This window comes from Chryseomicrobium palamuruense (assembly GCF_042649045.1).
GTDB classification, from domain to species: domain Bacteria; phylum Bacillota; class Bacilli; order Bacillales_A; family Planococcaceae; genus Chryseomicrobium; species Chryseomicrobium palamuruense.
Genome location: NZ_JBHSEF010000011.1, coordinates 185158 through 208345, shown reverse-complemented (window position 1 = coordinate 208345; position 23188 = coordinate 185158). Strand labels below are relative to the sequence as shown.

The 23188-nt window shown below is 41.4% G+C and carries 26 protein-coding genes; 4 read left to right on the top strand and 22 right to left on the bottom strand.

Translation table 11 applies throughout. The features are described 5' to 3' along the window. Positions 1-26: 26 nt before the first annotated feature. From ccsB to ACFO0S_RS05520, 7 genes are all read right to left on the bottom strand, one after another. The gene (gene ccsB / locus ACFO0S_RS05550) at positions 27-1211 is read right to left on the bottom strand and encodes a c-type cytochrome biogenesis protein CcsB (RefSeq protein WP_378140821.1); all 1185 of its coding nucleotides are present in this window, start codon (positions 1209-1211) and stop codon (positions 27-29) included. Then, complete coding sequence (resB, locus tag ACFO0S_RS05545) at positions 1208-2866, bottom strand: cytochrome c biogenesis protein ResB (protein WP_378140820.1); 1659 nt, start codon at positions 2864-2866, stop codon at positions 1208-1210. The genes ccsB and resB overlap by 4 nt, the downstream gene beginning before the upstream one ends. A 12-nt stretch (positions 2867-2878) precedes the next feature. Next, complete coding sequence (gene resA / locus ACFO0S_RS05540) at positions 2879-3415, bottom strand: thiol-disulfide oxidoreductase ResA (RefSeq protein ID WP_378140819.1); 537 nt, start codon at positions 3413-3415, stop codon at positions 2879-2881. Positions 3416-3550: 135 nt separating this feature from the next. Then, the gene (locus ACFO0S_RS05535; RefSeq protein ID WP_378140818.1) at positions 3551-4288 is read right to left on the bottom strand and encodes a pseudouridine synthase; all 738 of its coding nucleotides are present in this window, start codon (positions 4286-4288) and stop codon (positions 3551-3553) included. A gap of 9 nt (positions 4289-4297) precedes the next feature. Further along, on the bottom strand, positions 4298-5284 hold the full coding sequence (locus tag ACFO0S_RS05530; protein ID WP_378140817.1) for a D-alanyl-D-alanine carboxypeptidase family protein: 987 nt from the start codon (positions 5282-5284) through the stop codon (positions 4298-4300). A 13-nt stretch (positions 5285-5297) separates the two neighbouring features. Further along, positions 5298-5891: an SMC-Scp complex subunit ScpB gene (gene scpB, locus ACFO0S_RS05525; protein ID WP_378140816.1), complete on the bottom strand. Its 594-nt coding sequence runs from the start codon at positions 5889-5891 to the stop codon at positions 5298-5300. After that, positions 5857-6639, bottom strand: a complete 783-nt coding sequence (locus ACFO0S_RS05520; protein ID WP_378140815.1) for a segregation and condensation protein A — start codon at positions 6637-6639, stop codon at positions 5857-5859. The genes scpB and ACFO0S_RS05520 overlap by 35 nt, the downstream gene beginning before the upstream one ends. A gap of 53 nt (positions 6640-6692) precedes the next feature. On the opposite strand from ACFO0S_RS05520, the gene ACFO0S_RS05515 reads away from it, so the two are divergent. Then, positions 6693-7205, top strand: a complete 513-nt coding sequence (locus tag ACFO0S_RS05515) for a DUF309 domain-containing protein (RefSeq protein ID WP_378140814.1) — start codon at positions 6693-6695, stop codon at positions 7203-7205. On the opposite strand, the gene ACFO0S_RS05510 is transcribed toward ACFO0S_RS05515, so the two are convergent. The 11 genes from ACFO0S_RS05510 to ACFO0S_RS05460 form a co-directional block, all read right to left on the bottom strand. Next, positions 7199-7561, bottom strand: a complete 363-nt coding sequence (locus tag ACFO0S_RS05510; RefSeq protein WP_378140813.1) for a GNAT family N-acetyltransferase — start codon at positions 7559-7561, stop codon at positions 7199-7201. The two genes, ACFO0S_RS05515 and ACFO0S_RS05510, sit on opposite strands and share 7 nt — an antisense overlap. Before the next feature lie 111 nt (positions 7562-7672). After that, a complete protein-coding gene (lysA, locus tag ACFO0S_RS05505) occupies positions 7673-8992 on the bottom strand; it encodes a diaminopimelate decarboxylase (RefSeq protein WP_378140812.1) in 1320 nt (439 codons plus the stop codon). Positions 8993-9068: 76 nt separating this feature from the next. Continuing rightward, entirely contained in the window at positions 9069-9812 is a 744-nt protein-coding gene (locus ACFO0S_RS05500) for a SigF/SigG family RNA polymerase sporulation sigma factor (RefSeq protein WP_378140811.1), read from the bottom strand. Next, entirely contained in the window at positions 9812-10258 is a 447-nt protein-coding gene (spoIIAB, locus tag ACFO0S_RS05495; RefSeq protein ID WP_378140810.1) for an anti-sigma F factor, read from the bottom strand. Before spoIIAB ends, ACFO0S_RS05500 begins: the two co-directional genes overlap by 1 nt. Beyond that, complete coding sequence (locus ACFO0S_RS05490) at positions 10255-10596, bottom strand: STAS domain-containing protein (RefSeq protein ID WP_378140809.1); 342 nt, start codon at positions 10594-10596, stop codon at positions 10255-10257. Before ACFO0S_RS05490 ends, spoIIAB begins: the two co-directional genes overlap by 4 nt. A 124-nt stretch (positions 10597-10720) precedes the next feature. Beyond that, positions 10721-12025 carry a pyrimidine-nucleoside phosphorylase gene (locus ACFO0S_RS05485; RefSeq protein WP_378140808.1) on the bottom strand — a complete coding sequence of 435 codons (1305 nt, stop codon included), beginning with the start codon at positions 12023-12025 and terminating at the stop codon, positions 10721-10723. A gap of 12 nt (positions 12026-12037) precedes the next feature. Next, positions 12038-13219, bottom strand: a complete 1182-nt coding sequence (deoB, locus tag ACFO0S_RS05480) for a phosphopentomutase (RefSeq protein ID WP_378140807.1) — start codon at positions 13217-13219, stop codon at positions 12038-12040. Positions 13220-13296: 77 nt separating this feature from the next. Beyond that, positions 13297-14187 (bottom strand): site-specific tyrosine recombinase XerD, encoded by an 891-nt coding sequence (gene xerD / locus ACFO0S_RS05475; protein ID WP_378140806.1) that lies wholly within the window; start codon positions 14185-14187, stop codon positions 13297-13299. A gap of 55 nt (positions 14188-14242) precedes the next feature. Next, positions 14243-14683 (bottom strand): ferric iron uptake transcriptional regulator, encoded by a 441-nt coding sequence (fur, locus tag ACFO0S_RS05470; protein WP_378140805.1) that lies wholly within the window; start codon positions 14681-14683, stop codon positions 14243-14245. A gap of 104 nt (positions 14684-14787) precedes the next feature. After that, complete coding sequence (locus ACFO0S_RS05465) at positions 14788-15195, bottom strand: hypothetical protein (RefSeq protein ID WP_378140804.1); 408 nt, start codon at positions 15193-15195, stop codon at positions 14788-14790. 42 nt (positions 15196-15237) lie between these two features. Further along, on the bottom strand, positions 15238-15783 hold the full coding sequence (locus tag ACFO0S_RS05460) for an NUDIX hydrolase (protein ID WP_378140803.1): 546 nt from the start codon (positions 15781-15783) through the stop codon (positions 15238-15240). A 64-nt stretch (positions 15784-15847) separates the two neighbouring features. Between ACFO0S_RS05460 and ACFO0S_RS05455 the strand changes: the two genes are divergently transcribed. Further along, entirely contained in the window at positions 15848-16750 is a 903-nt protein-coding gene (locus ACFO0S_RS05455; protein ID WP_378140802.1) for an aldo/keto reductase, read from the top strand. A gap of 16 nt (positions 16751-16766) precedes the next feature. Here the strand turns inward: ACFO0S_RS05455 and ACFO0S_RS05450 are convergent, their stop codons facing one another. After that, entirely contained in the window at positions 16767-17033 is a 267-nt protein-coding gene (locus ACFO0S_RS05450) for a YqkE family protein (protein WP_378140801.1), read from the bottom strand. 3 nt (positions 17034-17036) lie between these two features. Further along, the gene (locus ACFO0S_RS05445; RefSeq protein ID WP_378140800.1) at positions 17037-18224 is read right to left on the bottom strand and encodes an acetyl-CoA C-acetyltransferase; all 1188 of its coding nucleotides are present in this window, start codon (positions 18222-18224) and stop codon (positions 17037-17039) included. An 80-nt stretch (positions 18225-18304) separates the two neighbouring features. Here ACFO0S_RS05445 and ACFO0S_RS05440 point away from each other — a divergent pair, with 80 nt between their 5' ends. Together ACFO0S_RS05440 and ACFO0S_RS05435 are read left to right on the top strand one after the other, a co-directional pair. Next, a complete protein-coding gene (locus ACFO0S_RS05440) occupies positions 18305-19162 on the top strand; it encodes a hydroxymethylglutaryl-CoA lyase (RefSeq protein WP_378140799.1) in 858 nt (285 codons plus the stop codon). 49 nt (positions 19163-19211) lie between these two features. Then, positions 19212-20141: an alpha/beta hydrolase gene (locus tag ACFO0S_RS05435; protein WP_378140798.1), complete on the top strand. Its 930-nt coding sequence runs from the start codon at positions 19212-19214 to the stop codon at positions 20139-20141. A 49-nt stretch (positions 20142-20190) separates the two neighbouring features. Here the strand turns inward: ACFO0S_RS05435 and hutH are convergent, their stop codons facing one another. Together hutH and ACFO0S_RS05425 are read right to left on the bottom strand one after the other, a co-directional pair. Then, positions 20191-21705 (bottom strand): histidine ammonia-lyase, encoded by a 1515-nt coding sequence (gene hutH, locus ACFO0S_RS05430; protein WP_378140797.1) that lies wholly within the window; start codon positions 21703-21705, stop codon positions 20191-20193. A 140-nt stretch (positions 21706-21845) separates the two neighbouring features. Beyond that, positions 21846-23177 carry a YjiH family protein gene (locus tag ACFO0S_RS05425; protein WP_378140796.1) on the bottom strand — a complete coding sequence of 444 codons (1332 nt, stop codon included), beginning with the start codon at positions 23175-23177 and terminating at the stop codon, positions 21846-21848. Positions 23178-23188 lie beyond the last annotated feature (11 nt).

Genomic DNA, 23188 nt, shown 5'->3' with positions numbered 1-23188 from the left:
CACTTCATGATGTGACAGCTTTTTCCTTACGCGTAACTGTGAAGTCCCGCAATAATTAAGTTAACCGCAATTAGGTTGAACATGATGATGATGAAACCAATGAGAGCGAGCCACGCACTTTTCTCTCCGTGCCAACCTTTTGTTAAGCGAAGGTGAAGATAAACGGCATAGAATAAGAACGTGATAAGCGCCCACACCTCTTTTGGATCCCAGCCCCAGAAGCGTCCCCATGCCTCATGAGCCCAAATCATCGCAAAGATGAGTGCTCCTAAACTAAATAGCGGAAAACCTATCAATACCGAACGGTACCCGATCTCATCCAGTAAAGAAGAGTTGGTACGTTTTGTAAAGGGCTGAACGACTTCTGCTAAACGTTTGCGTAAAATCAAGCGTAGAAGTCCATAAATAAGTGTTCCAAATAGAATAGACCAGACTACCGTTGTAAGTTTTTGTGCATTTACAAGTGGTGGCATATCTACTAATGGTTGCATTCCGCCTTCCGTAATAACTTGTGATTCATTCATTCCGAAAAGAGCAGGCTTTACATACTCAATCGTCTTTTCTGAACCTTCTGCATCCACATACGAATAGTCAACCGGTTCATAAATAGCACTAAAAGTTAAATTGGATGCTACAAATCCAAGTACCAGCACTAGTACGTACATAACCGCTTCAATCCAGAACCGTTGTTTGGATTTCTTGGACATATCAATATTTTTCAAAAGATAAATTAGTCCAGCTACTGCACTGATTGCCAAGACTGCTTCACCAAGTGCAGCGGTAATAACATGAATCGTCAACCAATGACTTTGTAGGGCAGGGATAAGCGGTGAGACATCTGTCGGAAACATACTTGCATAAGCAATGATTAAAACAGCGAGTGGTAATGCAAATAAGCCAAGTGCTGAAATTTTATATATACCATAAATTAGAATGAATGCACCGACCACCATCATTCCAAAGGCAGCTGTAAATTCAAACAAATTACTTACTGGTGCGTGTCCAGCCGCAACCCATCGTGTGATAAAATACCCAAGATTGGCAAGGAAACCAAAAATCGTCAACCCATAAGCATATAATCCCCAGCGCTTGTTCATCGCTGATTTTTCTTTGTTACCGAATCGTACGGCTCCTCCAAAGAATAAAGTCGCGATTAAGTACGCAACGAATGCGACGTAAAGAAGCGTACTGCTCCATTCTACTAGCGTCATTGTTCTTCGTCTCCTTCATCAAAATCCATCGTCGCTTCCGGATCTTGTTGATCCACTACACGCGGAAGAGTAGTATGTTTTGAGAGCGCGTGAATATCTTTTTTAACTGCATTCCAGTTCTTGTTCGTATGTCCTGCAACTAGTACTTCCCCTGTTTCAGTTTGCTGAATCCAAATTCGTCGATGATTCCAGTATGCACCTTGTGCTACACCTATCATAAAGATAAGTCCTCCAAGCATCAAGATGGGCAACGTGAGATCTTTACGAATCGTTAAACCAGAGATGTCACGTGTTTCAGCCGCTTGGAAAGCAAGTTTATGTGTATTTTCACCAAATGGTTCAATCGTTTCACGTATCAACACAAAACTAGTTTGTGGGTCCGCATCGGGTGTATACATTCGGACAAGAAAAGCCGGATTGTTCGGTACCGGTGACTTCGACTGGGGTTCTCCATTTTCAAACCCTGTAAAATCTGCATAGTAATCAACCAGTTCAACTCGGTATCCATTCCCTAAATCATATTCAGGTTCCGGATTAATTAAATCAATCGTAAACTCTCCAAAGCTATCTGCTGTCTCTTTGTTCTGTAACTGGAATGTCATAGTTTTCAATTCGTCCAGTCGGAAATCCATCTGATAGACATTGTACGAGTCAAATTTGAACGGTTTATTAACAATCGTTGGGCCATTCTTAATTTCTGTTAACTCGCCCGGGTCACCCACTACATCTTCGTTCTCTCCCTTATATAAAGTGAGATTCGTTTGATAGTTGGAAGCAATTGTCCCTACACGTTCGATGGCATCCGAGAATACTTCGTCAGCGGATTCTGGATCATAGATGTCAAACAGAAAATCATCATTTTGTAAGTAATAACCAGGAGCACCAGGAACCGCTAACGTTTCACCTTCGCGCAACCACATCGTCTCGTCGACATACACACCTGGAATGACGCGAAGCATGACACCTCCAAGGAAGATGATGAGACCTAGATGGTTTACATAAGGACCCCAACGTGAAAATCGGCCTCTCTCTGCTAAAATAGCTCCATTTTCACGACGTACATTATACTTTAACTCTTTCAATTTCTCCTCGGCAGGAGTTAATACATCGATAGCAATGTTTTCACCTTTACCAAATAAACGTTGCCGCTGTAAAAAAGAGGTATGGCGTTTTACTTTTTGCTTTTTAAGAGATTTATAGAGTGGAATTACACGATCCAGGCTGGCAATAATCAATGAAATACCTAACATCCCAATCAAACCTTGGAACCACCAAGAACTGTATAGGTCAGATAATCCTAAATCATTATAAATTCTTCCGAACGTCCCATAGAGACGTTCATAATAGGCTGCTATCGCTGCTGGATTGTTCGTCGCAACCGGGATGTAGAATACTTGAGGTAAGAAGGTCCCAATGGCAGCAGCTAAGAGAATGGCTACTATAATCCACATACCAACTTTAACACTTGAGAAAAAATTCCAAATTTTATCTATGATTGATTTGTTATAGGTTTGTGACCGACGTGCCGAACCTTCATACCGCATATCAGCAATCGTTGTACTTTTCGCTTCATCACTAAGTGGACGACCACAGCTCTCACAAAGTTGAGTACCAATGGGGTTTATATGTCCACATGCACATTCAATCGATTTCATTTCAATAACTCCTTACAATGGCTTGATTTCTTCCATGAAATTCGCCACGTCTTGTTCCGTCATCTCACCCTTAATAATTCGAACAATTTCACCATTCGGATTAATTAAAAAAGTGGTTGGAAGCGGCCCAATATTATAAAGATCCATGACATTTTTTTTTCGGTCAATCACAACAGGGAACGTCATCCCGTATTGTTTGGTATAACTATTCACTTTAAAATCCGACTCGGCAATGTTCACAGCGATTGTTTGAACACCTTGCTCTTTAAACTTTTGATATTGATTATCAATATAAGGCATTTCTTTTGCACATGGTTTACACCATGTTCCCCAAAAATTCAAAAAGATTCCTTGTCCTTCATAATCAGAAAGCCGATGCAGATTTCCATCCATATCTACTAGTTGAAAGTTAGGAGCTTGATCTCCTACTGCTAATACTGCATTTTTATCTTTAGTAAGATTCACGTAAATCGTACTAATAATAGCTACGGCTAATACCGTCAATATGGCGGTGCGAACATAAAAACGTTTTTTCTTATTGAGTGCCACGTCTCTTACTCCTTTCACCATGAAACTCTTCGTATAAATTCTAGTATAACAAAGAATAATCCATCCTAAAGAGTGAGTTATGAATGCTTTGTGAACGACAAGAAAAGCCTATACACGATAGACTTTTCCTGGCAATTAAATATGTCCTACTTTACCTGTATCTGCGAGTACTCGCAATTGTTTCACTTCATGTGTCGTCAGTTTCCGGTATTCTCCAGCATTTAATCCATGGAGAGTTAATAAACCAAACTTCTCCCGTTTTAACTTTTGAACCGGATGGCCGATCGCTTCGAACATTCTACGAACCTGGCGATTGCGGCCTTCATAAATGATGATTTCCACTATTGATTTATCCGCTTTTTTATCTTCAGAAAGCATTTTCACTTTAGCTGGAGCTGTCTTTCCATCTTCTAACATAATTCCTTTTTGCAATTGCTTTATCTTTTCACGAAAAGGAATTCCTTTAACTCGAGCGACATACGTTTTCTCCACTTTAAATTTGGGATGTGTAAGTGCGTATGAGAAATCTCCGTCATTTGTAAGAAGAATCAGACCTGATGTATCGTAATCAAGTCTCCCTACTGGAAAAATGCGTTTATCTTCGATATCAATCAGATCAACTACTGTTTTCCGACCTTTATCATCGGTGGCAGCGGAAATAATACCACGTGGTTTATATAGTAAATAATAAACTTTCGTCTCTTTCTCGAGAAGCACTCCATTTACTTCTACGTCATCCGAATCAGATACTTTTGTACCTAACTCCCGAACCACTTGTCCGTTTACTTTTACTTTACCTTCTTCGATGAGTCCTTCTGCCTTCCGACGAGAGGCAATTCCTGCGTTTGCAATTACTTTTTGTAGCCTTTCCATTACTTTCCCTCATTTCATTCGATAAATCACTGGAAAACGCAGTGTCTGTCCTCCAGCTTGTATGGACCATTCTCCGACTTTCGATTGTTTAGACAAAACCACTGTATGAGAAATGGATTCATCTTCCTTTTGTAAATAGCGAAACGGCATGGGTACTGTCAAAATCACATCATGCTGCGCATAATAGGTACCTTCAATTGTTTGAAGCGTTGTTGAATCAAAGGCTAGGCGGCTTAACGAAGTATGTGAATTCCAATCATCACGAACATTTAACGTCGTCACAATTAGTCGTTTATCATCTTTTATGAATTCACTTATCAGTGTGCGACCTGCTACTGAAGTATACCCTGTTTTACCTGCAAAAGCTTTGTTTTCTTTTACTAGACGGTGTTTATTCATCCACAATACGCGTCTTTCTTTTGGCACATACTGCTTCATTGAAGCAATTTGACGAAACTTCTCATCATTCATTGCGATAGCAAAGAGCTTCCCCATGTCTGAAGCTGTTGTTAAATGTTTTGGATGATGTAGACCTGATGCATTCATGAACCAGGTATTTTTTACTCCCGCCTTCTTCACATAAAAATTCATTAGTGTAGCAAATGCGGCTTCACTTCCTGCCACATGTTCTGCAATCGCTGCGGCCGCATCATTTCCAGACTGAAGCATAGTACCGTATAACAGGCTTTCTAAACTCCACACTTCATTTTCTATTAAGTATACGGACGAACCTTCTTGTTGACTAGCAACTCGACTGATACGAACTTGATCCGATACATCAGCTTCTTGCAGTGCCACATAAACTGTCCAAATTTTTGTGATACTGGCAGGTGGCAACTGCAAATCTCCTTGGTCTTCATAAAGGACACGTCCCGAATGGGCATCTATAACGGCATAAGAACCAAAACTTATTGTTGGAAACAGAACGAGTCCTGCTAGGAAACAAAAAAGACTGACCCATTTCTTCAGGTCAGTACATGATACCCTTAAAAACACGTTGTCATCCTCTCTATACGAGTTCACCTTCGAATTGCTCTTGAAACTTTGATAAAAATAAATCCGTCTCCTCGTCCAAGTCCTCTTTTTCAAGCGGCAAGGGTGGTAAATCATCTAAACTTTCTAGACCGAAAACTTGCATAAACTCTGTCGTTGTCCCGTATAAAATGGCACGTCCCGTTCCGTCTGCCCTCCCCACTTCTTTCACAAGGGCACGTGCAACCAGTGTTTGTAAAGCACTGTCTGATTTGACACCGCGAATTTCATCCACTTCCACTCGAGTGATTGGTTGATTGTAAGCAATAATAGCAAGGACTTCGAGCGCAGCTTGTGACAAGGAGTGAGAATGAGCAGATTCCATCATTTTCCCTATAGTTTCTGCATTAGATTTTTTAGTAACAAACTGATACCTTCCAGCATATCGACGTAGTTCAAGTCCACGTGTTTCATCTCGGCTAAGTCGCTGTCCCATTTCAATTAAGTGGCTATGCAAAGTTTCTTCGTCTATAGTTAAATAGTTTTGAAGTTGTTCGCTCGACATGCCTTCGTCTCCTGCAATAAACAATAAACTTTCAATCTGACTCATCAAACTCGGAATCCATTTCATGTTCGGACACTTCCTCAGTTAATTCTATTTCAAGAGTGGTAAAATTATCCCCTTGGTTGACTTGAATCATTTGTCGTTTCATTAATTCAAGCAGGGATAAAAATGTTGCTACCACAACTGCTTTTTCATGGGAATCGAATAATTCTTCAAACCTTACTTTTCCATGTGCAGCTTTTAGTTTAGTTACTACATTATTCATTTGTTCTTTTATGGAAACTTCTGATCGGCTAATTCGAGTGGCGAGAGGTGCTTGTAATTGCTTCCGTTTTAACATCCGCTGAAATGCACCTAATAAATCATATACTTCATAAGACTGATCAAGAACCTGCGGGGCATCACTCTTTTCAACTTCAATAAGAGATGGAAGTTTTGTGAAGTGAAGACTTTGCCCATTCTCAAGTTCCTTTAACTCTCCTGCTGCTTCCTTATACCGTTTATATTCCAGTAGACGACGCACTAGTTCATCCCTTGGATCTTCTTCAAATGAAAATTCTAAATCGTCTTCCATTTCGATTGTTTCTGTAGGCAATAACATTTTACTTTTAATACTTACCAGTGTCGCGGCCATTACTAAGTATTCACTGGCTTCATTAAGTTCCAGGACTTGCATCGCATGTACGTGTTCCATATACTGAGAAGTAATTTCCTTCATTTTAATATCATAAATATCGATTTCTAGTCGATGAATGAGATGCAACAATAAATCGAGAGGCCCTTCAAACGCCTCCACTTTAATTTCATAAGCCATAAATTCACCTATATTCGCAGATTGACTACTATTATAACGGAAGTGATTCAACTATGCACCTAGCGAAATTACAGGCTTTCCAGCAATTCCTCTTTGAATTTCATATTACTCGAGATTATTTTGAGTGTCATGAAATATTTGAAGATCTTTGGAAGGAAATTGCCCCCAGACAGAAACAGCATGAACTCGTAGGGTTCATCTTATTAGCAACTGGTATGTATCACTGGCGAAGAGGAAATAATCAAGGGGGAAGTCGTTCATTTCAAAAAGCATATGCCTTATTAAACCGTACAGATGTAGAAAATAACTCTTTTCTCAGCAAGTTTGACCAGAACCAATTACTCCAACTGGTAGCAGCCAGTGGAGCCTCCTGTGAAAACGGAGAACCCTATCAGTCGATTTTATTACCGCTTCGTGATGAAACATTACAATTTTTTTTAAATTCTTTCCCACTAGAAAAGAAACCCGTTTCAAATGAGATTGTTCACAAGCATCGCCTGCGTGACCGCAGTGAGGTCATTAGCGAAAGAGAACGTGCAAAACAACAAAGACACAGCACTCATTGAGAGCTGTGTCTTTGTTGTTCTTGCCATTTTTCAAAGAGCTGTTCTGTTCGTGGAGATGGGATGAGGGACGAAGTTACTTGTTTTTCTAAACAACTAATTAGATGACATCCGATACCTTCTCCGCGATGTGATGGGCTGACGACTAAATGATGAATCGTAAACCCTTCCTCCCCTTGGTGACCCCCAATCAATCCAATAAAATCATCGTTCTCTTTATATAAAAACAATCTCCATTCTGGAAGTTGCTCATATTTGTCGATGATGGATTGCAAAATGTGATAATCTCCTTGGCTAAACATAAAAGACAGCAGACCCATAGCAATTTTCGATTGCCCGGGTTTATATGAGTAAATCATAAAAACTCCTTTATATTGATGCATTCGGGGCAATCCATACCCAGTACACGATGCCCCATCCAAGTCCCATCATAAGTAAAAGTAAGAATAATGTGATGTTGCGCCTTCTCATTATTTCTCCTCCGATTCATAAAGGGATAAATCGTTACGAACAATATCCTCATATACTTCACGTCGAATGACCAATTGTGATTGACCACCTTCAACAAACACAACAGCAGGTCTTGGTAACCTGTTATAATTACTCGCCATGGCATAGCCATATGCGCCTGTAGAGAACATAGCTAAAATATCCCCTGTTTGCACTTCAGGTATAGATAAGTCTTCAATTAATTTATCACCGGATTCACAGCATTTTCCCGCGATCGTTACGATATGATTTGTGGGTGCAGTCATACGATTTGCAACTTTTGCATCATATTTTGCTTGATAGAGAGCGGGGCGAATATTATCCGACATCCCTCCGTCTACCGCAACATAGTGCCGTGTACCAGGAATCTTCTTTTGGCTTCCAATCGTATACAGTGTCGTTCCCGCATCACCAACGAGAGAACGACCTGGTTCAATCCAAATTTCCGGAAGGGGAAATGCAGACTCATTGGAAAGTCTCTTAATCGCAAGAACCATTTCTTTCACGTAAATTTCAGGTGAAAGTGGTTCGTCTTCATCTGTATAGCGAATGCCAAACCCTCCACCCAAATTTAATACCGGGCATGTATATTGATACGTCTCGTTCCATTGTTGCATTTTTAGCAACAACTTCTCAGCAGCCGCTACAAATCCATTTGTTTCAAAAATTTGCGATCCAATATGACAATGAAGCCCCAGTACTTCGATATATTCATCATCGTAAACGAGACGGAAGGCTTCATCTGCTTGGCCATTCCCTAAATCAAATCCAAACTTAGAATCCTGCTGACCTGTCGTAATATAGGTATGGGTGTGCGCTTCGATTCCTGGCGTCACACGCAATAAAATTGCCATCCGCTGTTTTCGTTCTTTCGTCAACTGACGTAGTGTAAGTAGTTCATCAAAATTATCCACAACGATACAACCGATATTTGCATCAAAAGCCATCTCAAGTTCCTGATAGCTTTTATTGTTTCCATGAAAGTGAATCTTATCCGGTGGAAAGTCGGCTTTAAGCGCAGTATAAAGTTCCCCACCAGAAACGACATCCAAAGAAAGTCCTTCTTCTTTCATCACCTGATAGATGGCAATAGATGAAAATGCTTTAGATGCATAAGCCACTTGAGATTTGACATTTAATTCGTCAAATGTGTCTTTAAACTTTCGAGCGCGTTGTCTTACAAGGTCTATATTATAGGCGATGACCGGTGTGCCGTATTCCTTGGCTAACTCTACAGCATCCGCTCCTGCGATTGTTAAATGTCCTTCTTGATTGACTGGATAGTGCAGCGTACTGACCATTTGCATCCCTCTTGTTCTCCAAATTTACTACACACACTCTATCATATTGAGAAGTTGGTTTCAATGCAGCCATTCGTTAATTCGATGAAACAGGAAGCCAGCTCCGCATACGTTGAAGAATCTTTTTTTCCATTCGGGAAACTTGCACCTGTGACACGCCTAATCGTTCTGCCACTTCTGTTTGAGTGAAATCAGCGTAATACCTTAGACGAATCACTAATTGTTCCCGTTCCGAAAGACGGGTCAGTAATTCTTCCAAGAAAAAATGTTGAAATGCCTTTTCCGCGCGGTCATCTTTCATCTGATCCATCAGCGTTATTCCATCTTCTCCCTCTTGTAGTTGTTCGTGAAGGGATGCCGGATCACGAAGCGCATCAAACGCTAGAACGACATCTTCTATCTTCATATCTAACAGTTGAGAGATTTCATTTAGTGTTGGATTTCTTTCATGCTCTTTTTGGAAGGCTTCCATCTGTTGTTTGATTCGAATCGTATGATCTCGGATAGTCCGACTGACTTTCACCACCCGATCATCTCGTAAATACCGTTGAATTTCTCCAATAATCATGGGCACAGCATACGTTGAAAACTTCACATCAAAACGTAAATCAAATTTGTCGACTGACTTCACTAGCCCGATACAACCGATTTGAAATAAATCATCCAAGTCCGCTCCTCGATTACTGAACCGTTGAACAATACTCCATACCAGTTTTGTATTGTTTTCAATCATTTCTTTTCTGGCTAATTCGTCACCTTCTTTCGCGAGTGCTAACAGTTCTCTCATACGTTCATGACTCAGAGGTGATTTATTGGCCATTAGTTCACCTGCGAAAAAGAAGCCGTTGGTGTGAAGTGCTTGATAAGTTGAATGGTTGTTCCAAGGCCATTGCTTGAGTGGATGGTGACTTCATCACAGAAGCTTTCCATAATGGTAAATCCCATACCTGAACGTTCCTCATGTGCACGACTGGAGTAAAGGGGTTCCCTTGCTAATTCTATATCCGGAATACCTGCTCCTTCATCTCGTATTTCAACAGTCACTGTATGTTCTTCGATACGTGCAGTCACGTAAACCCAGCCATCCTCCGATTCATCATAGCCATGAATGATGGCATTAGTTACAGCTTCCGATAGCGATGTCTTAAATTCTGCCAGTTCTTCGACGAGTGGATCAATCGGAGCTAAAAATGCGGAAATAATTAATCGTGCCAAAGCCTCATTTTCACTTAAAGCAGGAAAGCGCACTTCTAAAGCATTGTTCATTTGTTTACCTCCTCAATTTTCAAGGTTTCTTCTGCAGTCACAATGTACGGACCAAGTCCAGCGTATTGAAAGATTTTTCGAATCGTTGGGCTCGCATGAACTATCATCGTTTGTCCACCAAATGGTTCCATCTCACGCATTCTTCCTAAAATAAGACCGATACCTGAACTATCCATAAAGGAAACATTTTTTAAATCCCAAACAATCATTCGTATAGGTTGAGTGACCAGGCAGAAACTAATTTCCTTTCGTAATAGTTTAATGGTGTGATGGTCAAGTTCCCCTTGTAATCGAATGATGAGTGTTTGATCTCCTATTTTTTCGATGATTGAATTCATTGTCATTCCTCCCTCTTATTAAATTAGTTTCGCATATTTTTTTAACTTTTCCTTCTTGTCGACAAAACTAGAAAAAACAACAAAAAAAACCACCAAATTCGACATTTGGTGGTTAGTCAGTGAACTATTTTGTGATGACTTTATAGACCAGTGGAGGAGCTTCTACTTTGTCGTCTGAAATTGTAAAGTTCGCTAGGAATAAGTTTTTTGCATCTGAAATATCTTCTGAATTTGCATAGAATGTGGCAAGTGACTCGCCTTGTTCTACTGCATCTCCAACTTTTTTGTTTAATATGATCCCAACAGCCAAATCAATTTCCGATTCCTTTGTCGCACGACCTGCACCAAGGAGCATGGCTGCTGTTCCTATTTCATCCGCTTCCATATATGTCACGTATCCTGAACGTGGAGCTTCGATCTCAAATGAATACTTTGCTTGTGGAAGAAGGTCTGGCTGAGCAACAATCTGGCCATTTCCACCTTGCCACTCAATAAACTGCTTGAAAATCTCTAAAGCGCTACCATCTGCGATAACGCCTTCGAGTATTTTACGGGCTTCATCAAGTGTCTTGGCTTTGCCACCAACAACAACCATCTGACTTCCTAGAAGTAAGCATAATTCGGTTAAATCTTCCGGGCCGTTACCAGATAGTGTGTCAATTGCTTCTTTCACTTCTAAAGCATTACCAATGGCATTTCCGAGTGGTTGGCTCATATCTGAGATAATCGCCATCGTATTGCGTCCTACATTGTTCCCAATACGGACCATAGCAGTTGCTAGTGCTTCAGCATCTTCTACCGTCTTCATAAAAGCACCTTCACCGGTCTTCACGTCCAAGACAATGGCATCTGCACCTGCTGCAATTTTTTTACTCATAATGGAACTTGCAATGAGAGGGATGGAATTGACTGTAGCTGTCACGTCACGAAGTGCATAGAGCTTTTTATCAGCAGGTGTCAAGTTCCCACTTTGACCAATCACCGCAAGCTTGAGTTCATTTACTTGTTTGATAAACTGCTCACTTGTTAGCTCAACATGGAACCCTTGAATAGCTTCCAGTTTATCAATTGTTCCACCCGTGTGACCAAGTCCACGACCACTCATCTTAGCTACAGGCACACCAACGGCTGCAACCAATGGACCTAAGACAAGTGTCGTTGTATCACCTACGCCCCCAGTGGAGTGCTTATCTACTTTAATGCCTTCAATGTCAGATAAAACAATTTGGTCTCCTGACTCCACCATAGCCATCGTTAAGTTGGCTCTCTCTTCGTCTGTCATATCTTGAAAATAGATAGCCATCATTAAAGAACTTATTTGATAATCAGGAATTTCTTCTTTTGTATACCCTTCAACAAAAAAACGTATCTCTTGTTCAGTTAATTCATAGCCGTCCCGCTTTTTTTCGATAATATCAATCATTCTCATGGTACATTCTCCTTACTGTAAGTCTTCTTTAAAGCTTGTTCCGAACGCGGTTGTTGGTGTATTGAAGATATCTGTAATCGTTGCTCCGATATCCGCAAAGGTTTGACGTGGTGCCAACTCTTTCCCACCTTCAAATTTAGGTGAGTACACAAGTAATGGCACAAATTCACGAGTATGGTCGGAACCAGGCATCGTTGGATCGTTCCCATGGTCTGCTGTAATGATTAATAGATCATCTTCTTTTAATAGACGTAATGTCTCTTCTAAACGCTGGTCAAATGCTTCGATGGCTTCAGCGTAGCCTTTTGGATCACGACGATGACCATAGAGGGCATCAAAATCCACAAGATTCAAGAAACTTAGACCCGTAAAATCTTTTTGAAGGACTTCGTGTAATTTATCCATGCCGTCCATATTGTCTTTGGAGCGGACGGCTACCGTGATTCCTTCACCATTATAAATATCATCGATTTTCCCAATGGCAATCACGTCGAGCCCTGCATCTTTTAGTTCATTCAGAGCGGTACGTCCGAATGGTTTAAGGGCATAATCATGACGATTAGTTGTACGTTCGAAATTGCCAGGCTCCCCAATGAATGGACGTGCGATCACACGTCCAACTAAAAATTCTTCAGACAACGTGAGTTCTCGCGCAATCTCACAAATCCGGTAAAGTTCCTCAAGCGGGACAATCCCTTCATGAGCGGCAATTTGTAAAACTGGATCTGCTGACGTGTAAACAATAATTGCCCCTGTTTCCATATGCTCTTTTCCAAGTTCATCTAAAATCTCTGTTCCACTTGCCGGTTTATTCCCAATGATTTTACGTCCTATTTTTTCTTCTAATTGCTGAATAAGCTCTTGAGGAAATCCATTCGGATAGACCTTGAAAGGCTGTTCAATATTTAAACCCATTATTTCCCAGTGACCAGTCATTGTATCTTTTCCAACTGAAGCTTCTTGCATTTTTCCAAAATAAGCAGCTGGAGTGTGAACTGGATCAATTCCAGGTAACGCATCGATGTTACCTAAACCAAGCTTTTGTAACTGAGGCGTCGTGAGACCGTTTACAGACTGTGCCGTATGAAGAAGTGTATGTGACCCTTCATCTCCAAACACTTTCGCATCAGGTGCTTCTCCAATTCCCACAGAATCCATTACAATAACATGTACGCGTTTAAATGAATGTGTCATGCAAATCCCTCACTTTATATTGATACTGTAATAGTAGCAGATAACTTGGTAAAAATACACGTCAGACCTCTTACTTTTTAGGCACGTGGATGGAATTCTTTATAAACCTCTTTTAACCGCTTTTTCCCTACGTGCGTATAAATTTGTGTGGTCGCAATTGCCGCGTGACCAAGCATCTCTTGAACAGCTCGCAAGTCTGCCCCGTTCTCCACTAAATGTGTTGCAAACGAATGTCTTAACAGATGGGGAGTCATTTCTTTTGTAAAACCGGCTGCGTTTGCATGCTGTTTTAATAATTTCGCAATTCCTTGACGAGTTAGTCGCTTACCTGCTTGATTAATAAACAATGCTGTCTCATCTCCACCTGGTTTAAACAGCTTTCTACGAGCAGTTTGCAAATAAAAGTCAATTCGGGTAATCGCTGTTTGATGGAGCGGAATGATTCTCTCCTTGCTGCCCTTTCCAAATACGCGTACAAAACCCATGGACAACTGAATGTCTTCTAAATTTAATTGCGTGCACTCTGAAATACGCATCCCTGTGGCATACAGTAATTCAATAATAGCGAGGTCTCTTACACCTTGAGCTTTGTCAGTAGATACGGCCTGGCACAAGGAATCAATTTCTTCGGTCGTAAGGTATTTGGGTAAATTTTGTTCAAGCTGAGGGTGCTCAATTTGGTGTGCTGGATCATGATCCGTCACTCTTTCCCTGATGAGGAATTGATGAAATGAACGGATAGCAGCAATTTTTCTTGCTACTGTGCGTGTCGACTTCCCTTCCCCTTTCTGCTTCCGTAAATGCTGCCCGATGGTATCCCGTTTCACATCTTGCCATGAGGAGATTTCCCATTTCTTTAAGTCCTCCGCATACGTTTCTAAGTCTGTCCGATAGGCTATGAGTGTATTCTCAGCTAATTGTTTTTCAATACGTAAAAAGTGTAAGTAGTCTTCGATAGCCTCTTTCACAAAATAACCCTCCTGGATTGAAAAAAGGATAGCTGAAATAGCTATCCTCTCTCGTTTATTTAGAATGACACCGATGGCAAATGCCATGGAATGTTAATCGATGATCTTTAATTTTAAAGTTCCATTTTGTTTCTACAATTTGTTCAACGTCTTCGAGTAGATCTTCTTGAATCTCATCTACAGCACCACATTCCATACAGACGAGATGATGATGAAAGTGAGCAGCCCCTTCTTGTCTCAAGTCATACCGAGAGACCCCATCACCAAACTGGATTTTATCGACGACATTCAATTCATTTAATAGTTCAAGTGTGCGATAAACAGTTGCAAGCCCAATATCCGAAGATTTGTTTCTCACAAGGAGAAAGACGTCTTCTGCACTTAAATGAGCTTCTTCGTTTTCTAATAGAACACGGACAGTTGATTCTCGTTGCGGCGTCAACTTATAGCCCGCACCGGATAACTGTTTTTTTATACGATCAATACGGCCTTCCATACGACGCCTCCTAACCTATCACTTAGTATACCAAAGGATATTTTCAAGTGACAAGTGTAACCTTTTATAACTGATAGTTTTTAAGAATGATTCTAAGAAGAAAATTAGTAAATAGTGATGAGGTGAAGAATGGTAAGTACTATATAGAGTAAAATCCACCCTTTACCGTTCGAATGGATGGCAAACCATAGGAAGATAAACTGACCGATAAAAAACACAAAATCAAATGAATACTCCATGATTCCATGTCGTTCAAGAATAATAGGACCTAGATATGCATGAAAACAGCTGTAACAAGCCACTACTATCTTAGCAAACCATGAGTAGATGGATGACAAAGGTACAAAAAATAGTGGCAGAAGAACAGCATACATAAGAAGCACACTCTCTTGACTTAAATCTGTCAGGAACTTGATTGATTCTGTAGAAAAAGAAGTCTGCTTATACAGCCAGTAACCACCTAGGCTGCTCATGATAAATACAATCCACCCTTGTAGGAAATGCTTGCTCATTTGTTCCCTCCTTTTTAGAGGATATGAACAATTTGTCATCCTTTAGAACTGATGAAGTCTCCACCACTGGATAGCAAAGGCCGTTTTCGCATCAAAGATTTCTTCGCTCTCGATTAACTCTTCTGCTTCACGGAGCGTAATTTCTCTTACCTCTACAAATTCATCTTCATCGAGGGTCTGCTCCGTTGCTAATTTCTTTAACCCTTGGGCAACATACATATAAATAATCTCATCCGCAAATCCTGGGGATGTAGCAAAACGCTGAATAAAATGTAAATTTGATGCCGTATACCCTGTCTCTTCTTCGAGTTCACGAAGGGCGGTATCTTTGGGTTCTTCTCCTTTTTCAATCTTGCCAGCTGGAATTTCCAAGATACTCCGCTCAAGAGCTTTCCTGTATTGTTCAACAGTCAGTAAACGATGATCATCTGTGATGGCAATAATAGCCACTGCACCAGGATGCTTCACAAGTTCTCTTTTCGACTGTTTGCCATTTGGTAAGCGCACATCATCCACTTGGAGAGAAATGACTCTTCCTTCATGTATTTTGGTTGTCGTTACGGTGACTTCTTCAAATTTATTACCCATTTGTTTCACTCCTCTTTGTGCTTTCTATCCCCTCATTGTACCATTAGGGAAAGGAGGCGATTCAATGAAGTATCGAAAATTGGGGAAAAGTTCATTATCGATGAGTGAATTAACGCTTGGAGGTATGTCCCTTCCAACTGATCCTACAGCAACAACGGAAATGATGGAATATGCAGCTTCGGAAGGAATCAATTGGATTGATACAGCAGATTTGTATGAGCAAGGAGCAAATGAAGAGCGAATCGGGAACGCACTTAACTCGTTTACGAACGATTTTCATGTCGCAACTAAAGTAGGGAATCGTTTTCAAGCGGGGAAAGAAGGTTGGACGTGGAATCCAGACCCGACATGGATTCGTCAAGCAGTTGAAAACAGTTTGACTCGTCTTCAACGTGAGGTCATTGATCTTTATCAACTCCACGGCGGTACGAAAGAAGATTCTTGGGATGACATCATAGAGACATTTGAAAGGCTTAAAGAAAAAGGGCTAATTCGTGAATATGGAATTTCTTCCATTCGGCCGAACGTGATTTATCCTTATTTCGAAAAAAGCTCTGCTGTTTCCATAATGATGCAGTATTCTGCTCTCGATCGTCGACCAGAAATGGTATTTCCGTTTCTAAACAACCATCAAATCGGACTCCTTGTACGTGGAGGCCAAGCCAAAGGCCTGTTGACAGATCAGGGGCTTCCAAAGCTTCAAAAAGTGAAAAATTATGGGGACTATTCGAACGAGGAATTAGAGCACCTTGTTGCTCATATGCATAAGAACTTGGATAATTTAGGCGCTGTCAGTCTTCATCAGATTCTACGGGAAGAACCCGTTACTTCTGTGGTAATCGGAAGTAGTAAAATGGATCAGTTAAAAGACTCTATCAAAAATTATCACACACGCGTGACTCAACAATCGATTGACCATTTATTAGAAATTTTACCTACCCAACTATATAAAGAGCATACCGACTAAGCGGTATGCTCTTTTCCTAGTATTTGGAACCTTTATCACCATGCTGACTTAGTAATTCTTCAAAAGACATATTCTTTTCACGCTGTTTCTTCTCAAACGCACGGCGCGCTTCTTCTTCTTGTTCTTTTTGGATCTCTTCTTCTTTTAATTCACGCTTCTTTGCTTGCAGCTTCTCAAAAATAGAATCTGATAATTGTTCTTTCAATGTAAGTCTATCATCTTTTGTTTCCTTCTCCCGAGTTACGTCCGCTCGAGTTCGATTATCCTTTTTCTTTTTTGCCATTGATTATTCTCCTCGTGTAACAATGGTTGCGACGCCTTGACCTCCACCTATGCAAAGAGTCGCCAAACCAGTTTTTGCATCTCTTTTTTGCATTTCATGGATGAGTGTGACGAAGATGCGTGTTCCACTTGCACCTATCGGATGCCCTAGCGCAATCGCTCCCCCATTGACATTTAATTTTTCCGCATCAAACTTTAGTTCTTTATCGACAGCTAATGCTTGCGCAGCAAAGGCTTCGTTTGCTTCGACTAAGTCCATATCTTGGACCGTCATGCCTGCTTTTTTCATGACTTTATTCACTGCTTCTACCGGTCCAATTCCCATAATGGATGGGTCAACTCCTGCAGATGCATTCGCCTTGATAGTTGCTAAAATAGGTAGACCGAGCTTCTCAGCCTTTTGTTTTGACATCACAACAACTGCTGCTGCCCCGTCATTGATACCGGAAGCATTTCCTGCTGTTATACTTCCATCTTTTTTAAAGGCTGGACGTAGGCCTGCTAGTTTCTCTGCTGTTGATCCTTTTTTCGGATATTCATCTACTTTAAATTCAATCGGATCGCCTTTTCGCTGAGGAATCTGAACAGGGACGATTTCTTCATCGAAGCGACCTGCTTCGATAGCTGCTGTTGCTCGTTGTTGAGAACGTGCAGCAAATTCGTCTTGTTCTTCACGGCTCAAACCATAATTCGAGCATAAGTTTTCTGCAGTGACACCCATATGATAGTCATTAAATGCACACCATAGGCCATCAGATATCATACTGTCTACTGCTTTTTGATTCCCCATACGATAACCATCACGAGCACCCATTAATAGATAGGGTGCTTGACTCATATTTTCCATCCCACCTGCAACAACGATTTCGGCATCTCCTACTAGTATGGCTTGAGTTGCTAAATGAATCGTTTTAAGTCCAGACCCACATACTTTATTAATCGTCATGGCAGGAACCGTTTGTGGAAGTCCTGCATGAATGGCTGCTTGACGCGCTGGATTTTGCCCAAGTCCCGCCTGCAGTACATTCCCCATAATGACTTCATCTACTTGATCCTTAGTAATTCCCGCACGACGTACTGCCTCTTCGATAACGATGGCACCAAGATTGGTTGCTGAAATATCTTTTAATGAACCTTGAAATGATCCGACGGCTGTTCTGACAGCGCTTACAACCACTACTTCTGTTGACATAGTGACACTCTCCTTTTTCTTCCCTTACTTGCGACCACTTCCCCGAAACAGGTAAACTATTCATAAGGGGGAATGGTTCCATGATTAGTTTACCAAATCGTGTGACAATTATCGAGGTCGGTCCTCGAGACGGGTTACAAAATGAAAAAAATAATGTACCTACCGAACAAAAACTAGCTTTTATTCATGCACTACAAGATGCGGGCATCAAGGAAATGGAATTAACATCTTTCGTTTCACCTAAATGGGTGCCACAGATGGCGGATGCAGCTGAGATAGTAAAACTTACAAAGAAAGTGGGCCGCCAATTTGTATTAACCCCTAATCAACGGGGAATGGACGCAGCGAAAGAGTCTGGTGCGAAAAGCGTCGCAGTATTTGTTGGCGTCTCCAATTCATTCAATAAAAAAAATATTAATAAAACGACGGATGAAGCGATGGGCCAATTAGAACAACCTATCAAAGAATTGATTCGAGAGGGCTATTTTGTTCGTGCATGTATTTCAACTGCTTTTTACTGTCCTTACGAAGGCAAACAACGCGTAGAAGATGTACTTGCTCTTTGTCAACGATTCATTGATTATGGCGTTCATGAACTTAGCGTAGCGGATACGATTGGCAAGGCTTCTCCAAAAGAAAGTCATGAGCTCTTCTATTTATTAAAACAAGCATTTCCTAATGTTCTTCTTACCGCTCATTTTCATGACACTGAAAAAATGGCGCTTGCCAATATTTTCGCTGCCCTCCAAGCTGGCGTCGATCGATTTGATAGTTCGGCAGGTGGACTGGGAGGGTGTCCATTCGCACCGGGTGCTACAGGGAATGTCGCTACTGAACGTGTGGTTCATATGCTGCATAGAATGGGAATAGAAACTGGTATCGATGAAGAAAAATTAAACGACGCATATCAGCATGTCGCTACCTATGTATCAAAGTAATTAGATTAGGGTAAGGTTTTTGTAAATAGACGTATCGGAGAGGATGCAGATGAGAAAACGAGTCATCATTTGGACGAGTGTCGTTACCAGTCTTCTTACCGCCTTAACTACTCTTCTTGGATTTGTTGCCACCAATCGATTGATGTATATCAAGCGGAAAGAAACTGATTTTATTTTAAACCGAGAAATTTCCGAGAAAAGGCTCGATCAGGCTTGGTATGACGCGATTAAAAAAGAAGATGTATGGATCGAGTCGAAAAATGGCTATCAACTAAAGTCTATTTTTATTCAACCACATGACACGAAGAATTATGTCATCATTTGTCATGGTGTGACCGAGAACAAAGTAAATTCATTACGTTTTGTGCGAATGTTTGAACGACTTGGATTCAACAGTGTGATTTATGACCACAGACGTCACGGAGATTCAGGTGGAAAGACGACAAGTTTTGGTTACTACGAGAAGATGGATCTTGAATCCGTGGTCGATGCGTTACGAGACCGAGTTGGTGAAGGAGGCGTGATAGGTATTCACGGAGAATCGATGGGAGCCGCTACTACACTCCTCTATGCTGGGTCGATACGAGATGATGCCGATTTCTATATTTCAGATTGTGCGTTCTCAGATTTTGAAAAACAAGTGCATCATGTCATGATGCAAACGATTCCTATTAAGTCGATGCTGACTGTACGACTTGCCAACATGTTTATGAAGTTGCGTGATGGTTACACTTTTCGAATGGTCTCTCCGATTGATGTGGTCGATCAAATTGAAAAACCGGTCTTATTTATTCATTCATGGCCAGATGAATTCATTCTGCCTTATATGGCACAGGAATTATATGATAAAAAACAGGGCGCTAAAGAACTTAAGATGTTTGACAAAGGAGCTCATGCGAAGTCGATTAATGAGAATCCAGAGGAATATGAAGAGACTGTCCATGATTTCTTAACTAAATATGATTTATTCGCGAAATAAAGCAGCTCGGCTTGAGCTGCTTTTTGCTTGTTTTACTGAATTCCTATCCTTAAGACACGACACTCTCTTTGACACCAAAATACGCCTCTTCCAGAAGAAATGTAGCAATTTTTTCGATTTCCGGACTAAATACCCGGTCTTCATCAATCGGTCCCACTAGTTTTCGGATAGTGCTTAGGCGCTCTGCTGTTCTTGGTGACATCCGTTCTACTCCTCGGTATTCTACTGCTTGAGCCGCGCAATATGCTTCAATCGAGAGTACACGACGCGCATTTTCCGTAATATCGCGTGCGTGACGGGAACCTATTGTCCCCATGCTGACGTGATCTTCCTGGTTTGCCGAAGATGGAATCGAATCGACTGATGCGGGATGTGCGAGTGTTTTGTTTTCTGAAACCAAGCTTGCCGCTGCATATTGCAGAATCATTGCGCCGGATTGAAGGCCAGGTTGCGGACTGAGAAATGCGGGCAGACCTTCATTTAACACAGGGTTCACAAGGCGTTCGATACGACGCTCCGAAATGTTCGCAAGTTCCGCCACTGCCACTTTTAGAAAGTCCATTGCAAACGCAATCGGCTGTCCGTGGAAATTCCCACCTGAAATGATCACTTCCCCATCTTCAAAAATCAATGGATTGTCGGTTGCGGCATTGATTTCAATTTCAAGCTTTTCTTTGACGTAAGCGAGCGCTTGCCAACTGGCTCCATGAACCTGCGGAATGCAGCGCAGCGAATACGCATCTTGCACACGCATTTCCCCTTGTTTAGTCGACAACTTACTGTCCTCTAACCACCAGCGCATACTCTCTGCCACTGCCACCTGTTCTTTGTAGCCACGCGCCTCATGAACTGCAGGATGAAAAGCGTCCATGACACCATATAAAGATTCAAACGTCATCGCTGCAATCCATTCACTCTGTAGCGCCAGTGTTTCCGCTTCGATGTAGGTGACGATTCCTTGTGCCGTCATCGTTTGCGTACCGTTGATTAGTGCGAGCCCCTCTTTCGCCGCCAGTTCAATGGGATCAAGACCGTGATTCTGCCAAACCGAAGAAGCCTCTATGGGCTCTCCGTCTTTCCAGTATTGACCTTCCCCAATGAGTACGAGTGCCAAGTGTGAAAGTGGTGCAAGATCCCCGGAAGCACCCAGTGAGCCTTGTTGCGGAACAACCGGATGGATTCTTTCGTTAACCATCATAGCCAACCGTTCTGCAACAAGTGGACGGATGCCTGAGAATCCTTTTAGCAAAGAGTTTAGTCGCAATACGACCATAGCTCGTGAGACAGATTCCGAAAATGGCTTACCGATACCGCAGGCATGAGACCGGATCAAATGTAGCTGGAGAGTATTCACGTCTTGTTCAGCAATACTAACATTACTGAACAATCCAAATCCCGTATTGATGCCATAAACAGTCTTGCCTTCCACTACGATGCGATCGACAGCTTCACGACTTTTGCGAACACGATCCATTGCAGCCTCATCCAAATGGATTTTTTCGTTTTCAAATAGGATTCTGCGCAATTGTTCTATTGTTAAATTGTTCCCCGTTAAAGTAATCATGTAACTCCACCCCTTTAAAAAAAGATGCGACAGCAGTCGCCATCGCATCTTTGATTACCTTCAGTATAAATTTACCCAAATGAAAGCTCAAGGATTTTTTTCCATAATTTAACAAGATACAGTGGTAACGCGTTAGCAGGTTAAAGAATAAAGTACGCGAATGGCGTGACAAAAATTAATGTCAGAATAACGCGCTGCACCCAGATAACCACTAATTGTGGGATTGATAATGGGATATCCGTTGCAACGATACAAGGAACTAATGCTGAGAAGAAGATAATTGAAGAAACAGATACTACTGCAATGACAAATTTAATCAATAATTCAGCTTCCACCACTAGTAAAGCCGGCAAGAACATTTCAGCGATGCCAAGAGCGCTGGCTTTTGCTACAAGCATCGGTTCAGGTAATTGTAGTGCCCATGTGAATGGATAGAATAAATAGCCGATCCAGTCGAATACAGGTGTGAATTCAGCTAATAGAAGGCCCAGTAATCCAATCGACAGGATGGTCGGTAAGATAGCCATAGCCATCAAAAAGCCATCTTTAAGATTCTGTACCACATTATCCATCAGATTAGGAGCCCGTTGAACCGTTTGTTTCGCTTCCTTCCAAGCAGTTGCAAAACGATTCCCTTCCACTTTCTGCTCTGGTTGCGGAATTGCATCCGGATGATAGTCATCTTTAATTTTTGATAAAGGCCAGATTCTGACCGTCACCATTGTCACAAGAAATGTAACAATCAACGTGACCCAGAAATAAGTCAACCACATATCCATAATGTTAAGGGTTGATGCTACAACAACCATGAAAGTGGCCGAAACTGTAGAAAATCCAGTGGCAATAATAGCCGCTTCTTTCGCTGAATATTTTCCTTCTTTATAAACTCGGTTCGTGATTAATAGTCCTAGTGAATAGCTGCCTACAAACGAAGCTGCAGCATCGATAGCAGATCGACCAGGTGTCTTAAATAAAGGACGCATGATTGGCTGCAGCAAGACTCCGATGAACTCTAGGAGTCCATAACCAACCAGCAGGGATAGAAACACAGCACCAATTGGAACAAGTAACCCAACAGGTATAACTAGTGAATTAAATAAAAACGGTCCCATGTTTGGTTCAAACAGCCACGAAGGTCCAAAACTGAAAACAATCATCACACCTACAACTAACCCTACTACTTTAAAAATCGAAAATACTTTATCTACATTGCTTTTTTTCCATGCTCCTGACACAAATGGATAGATGGCGCCTGCAGCAATTATTGCAAGTGCGTAATACGGTAAAACTCCGCTGATGTTTCCTCGGATGAGCGTCACCATGTGATCAAGCATTATTGAGCTTTTACCAGCAATCGTAACAGGCACAAAGAACATAAATGCGCCGATAAAACTGTATACAAAAAACTTCCACATGCCTGCATTGCTTTTCACTTTCTCGATATCGTTACCTTTAACAGCTTGTGTCACCATTTTCCCATCCC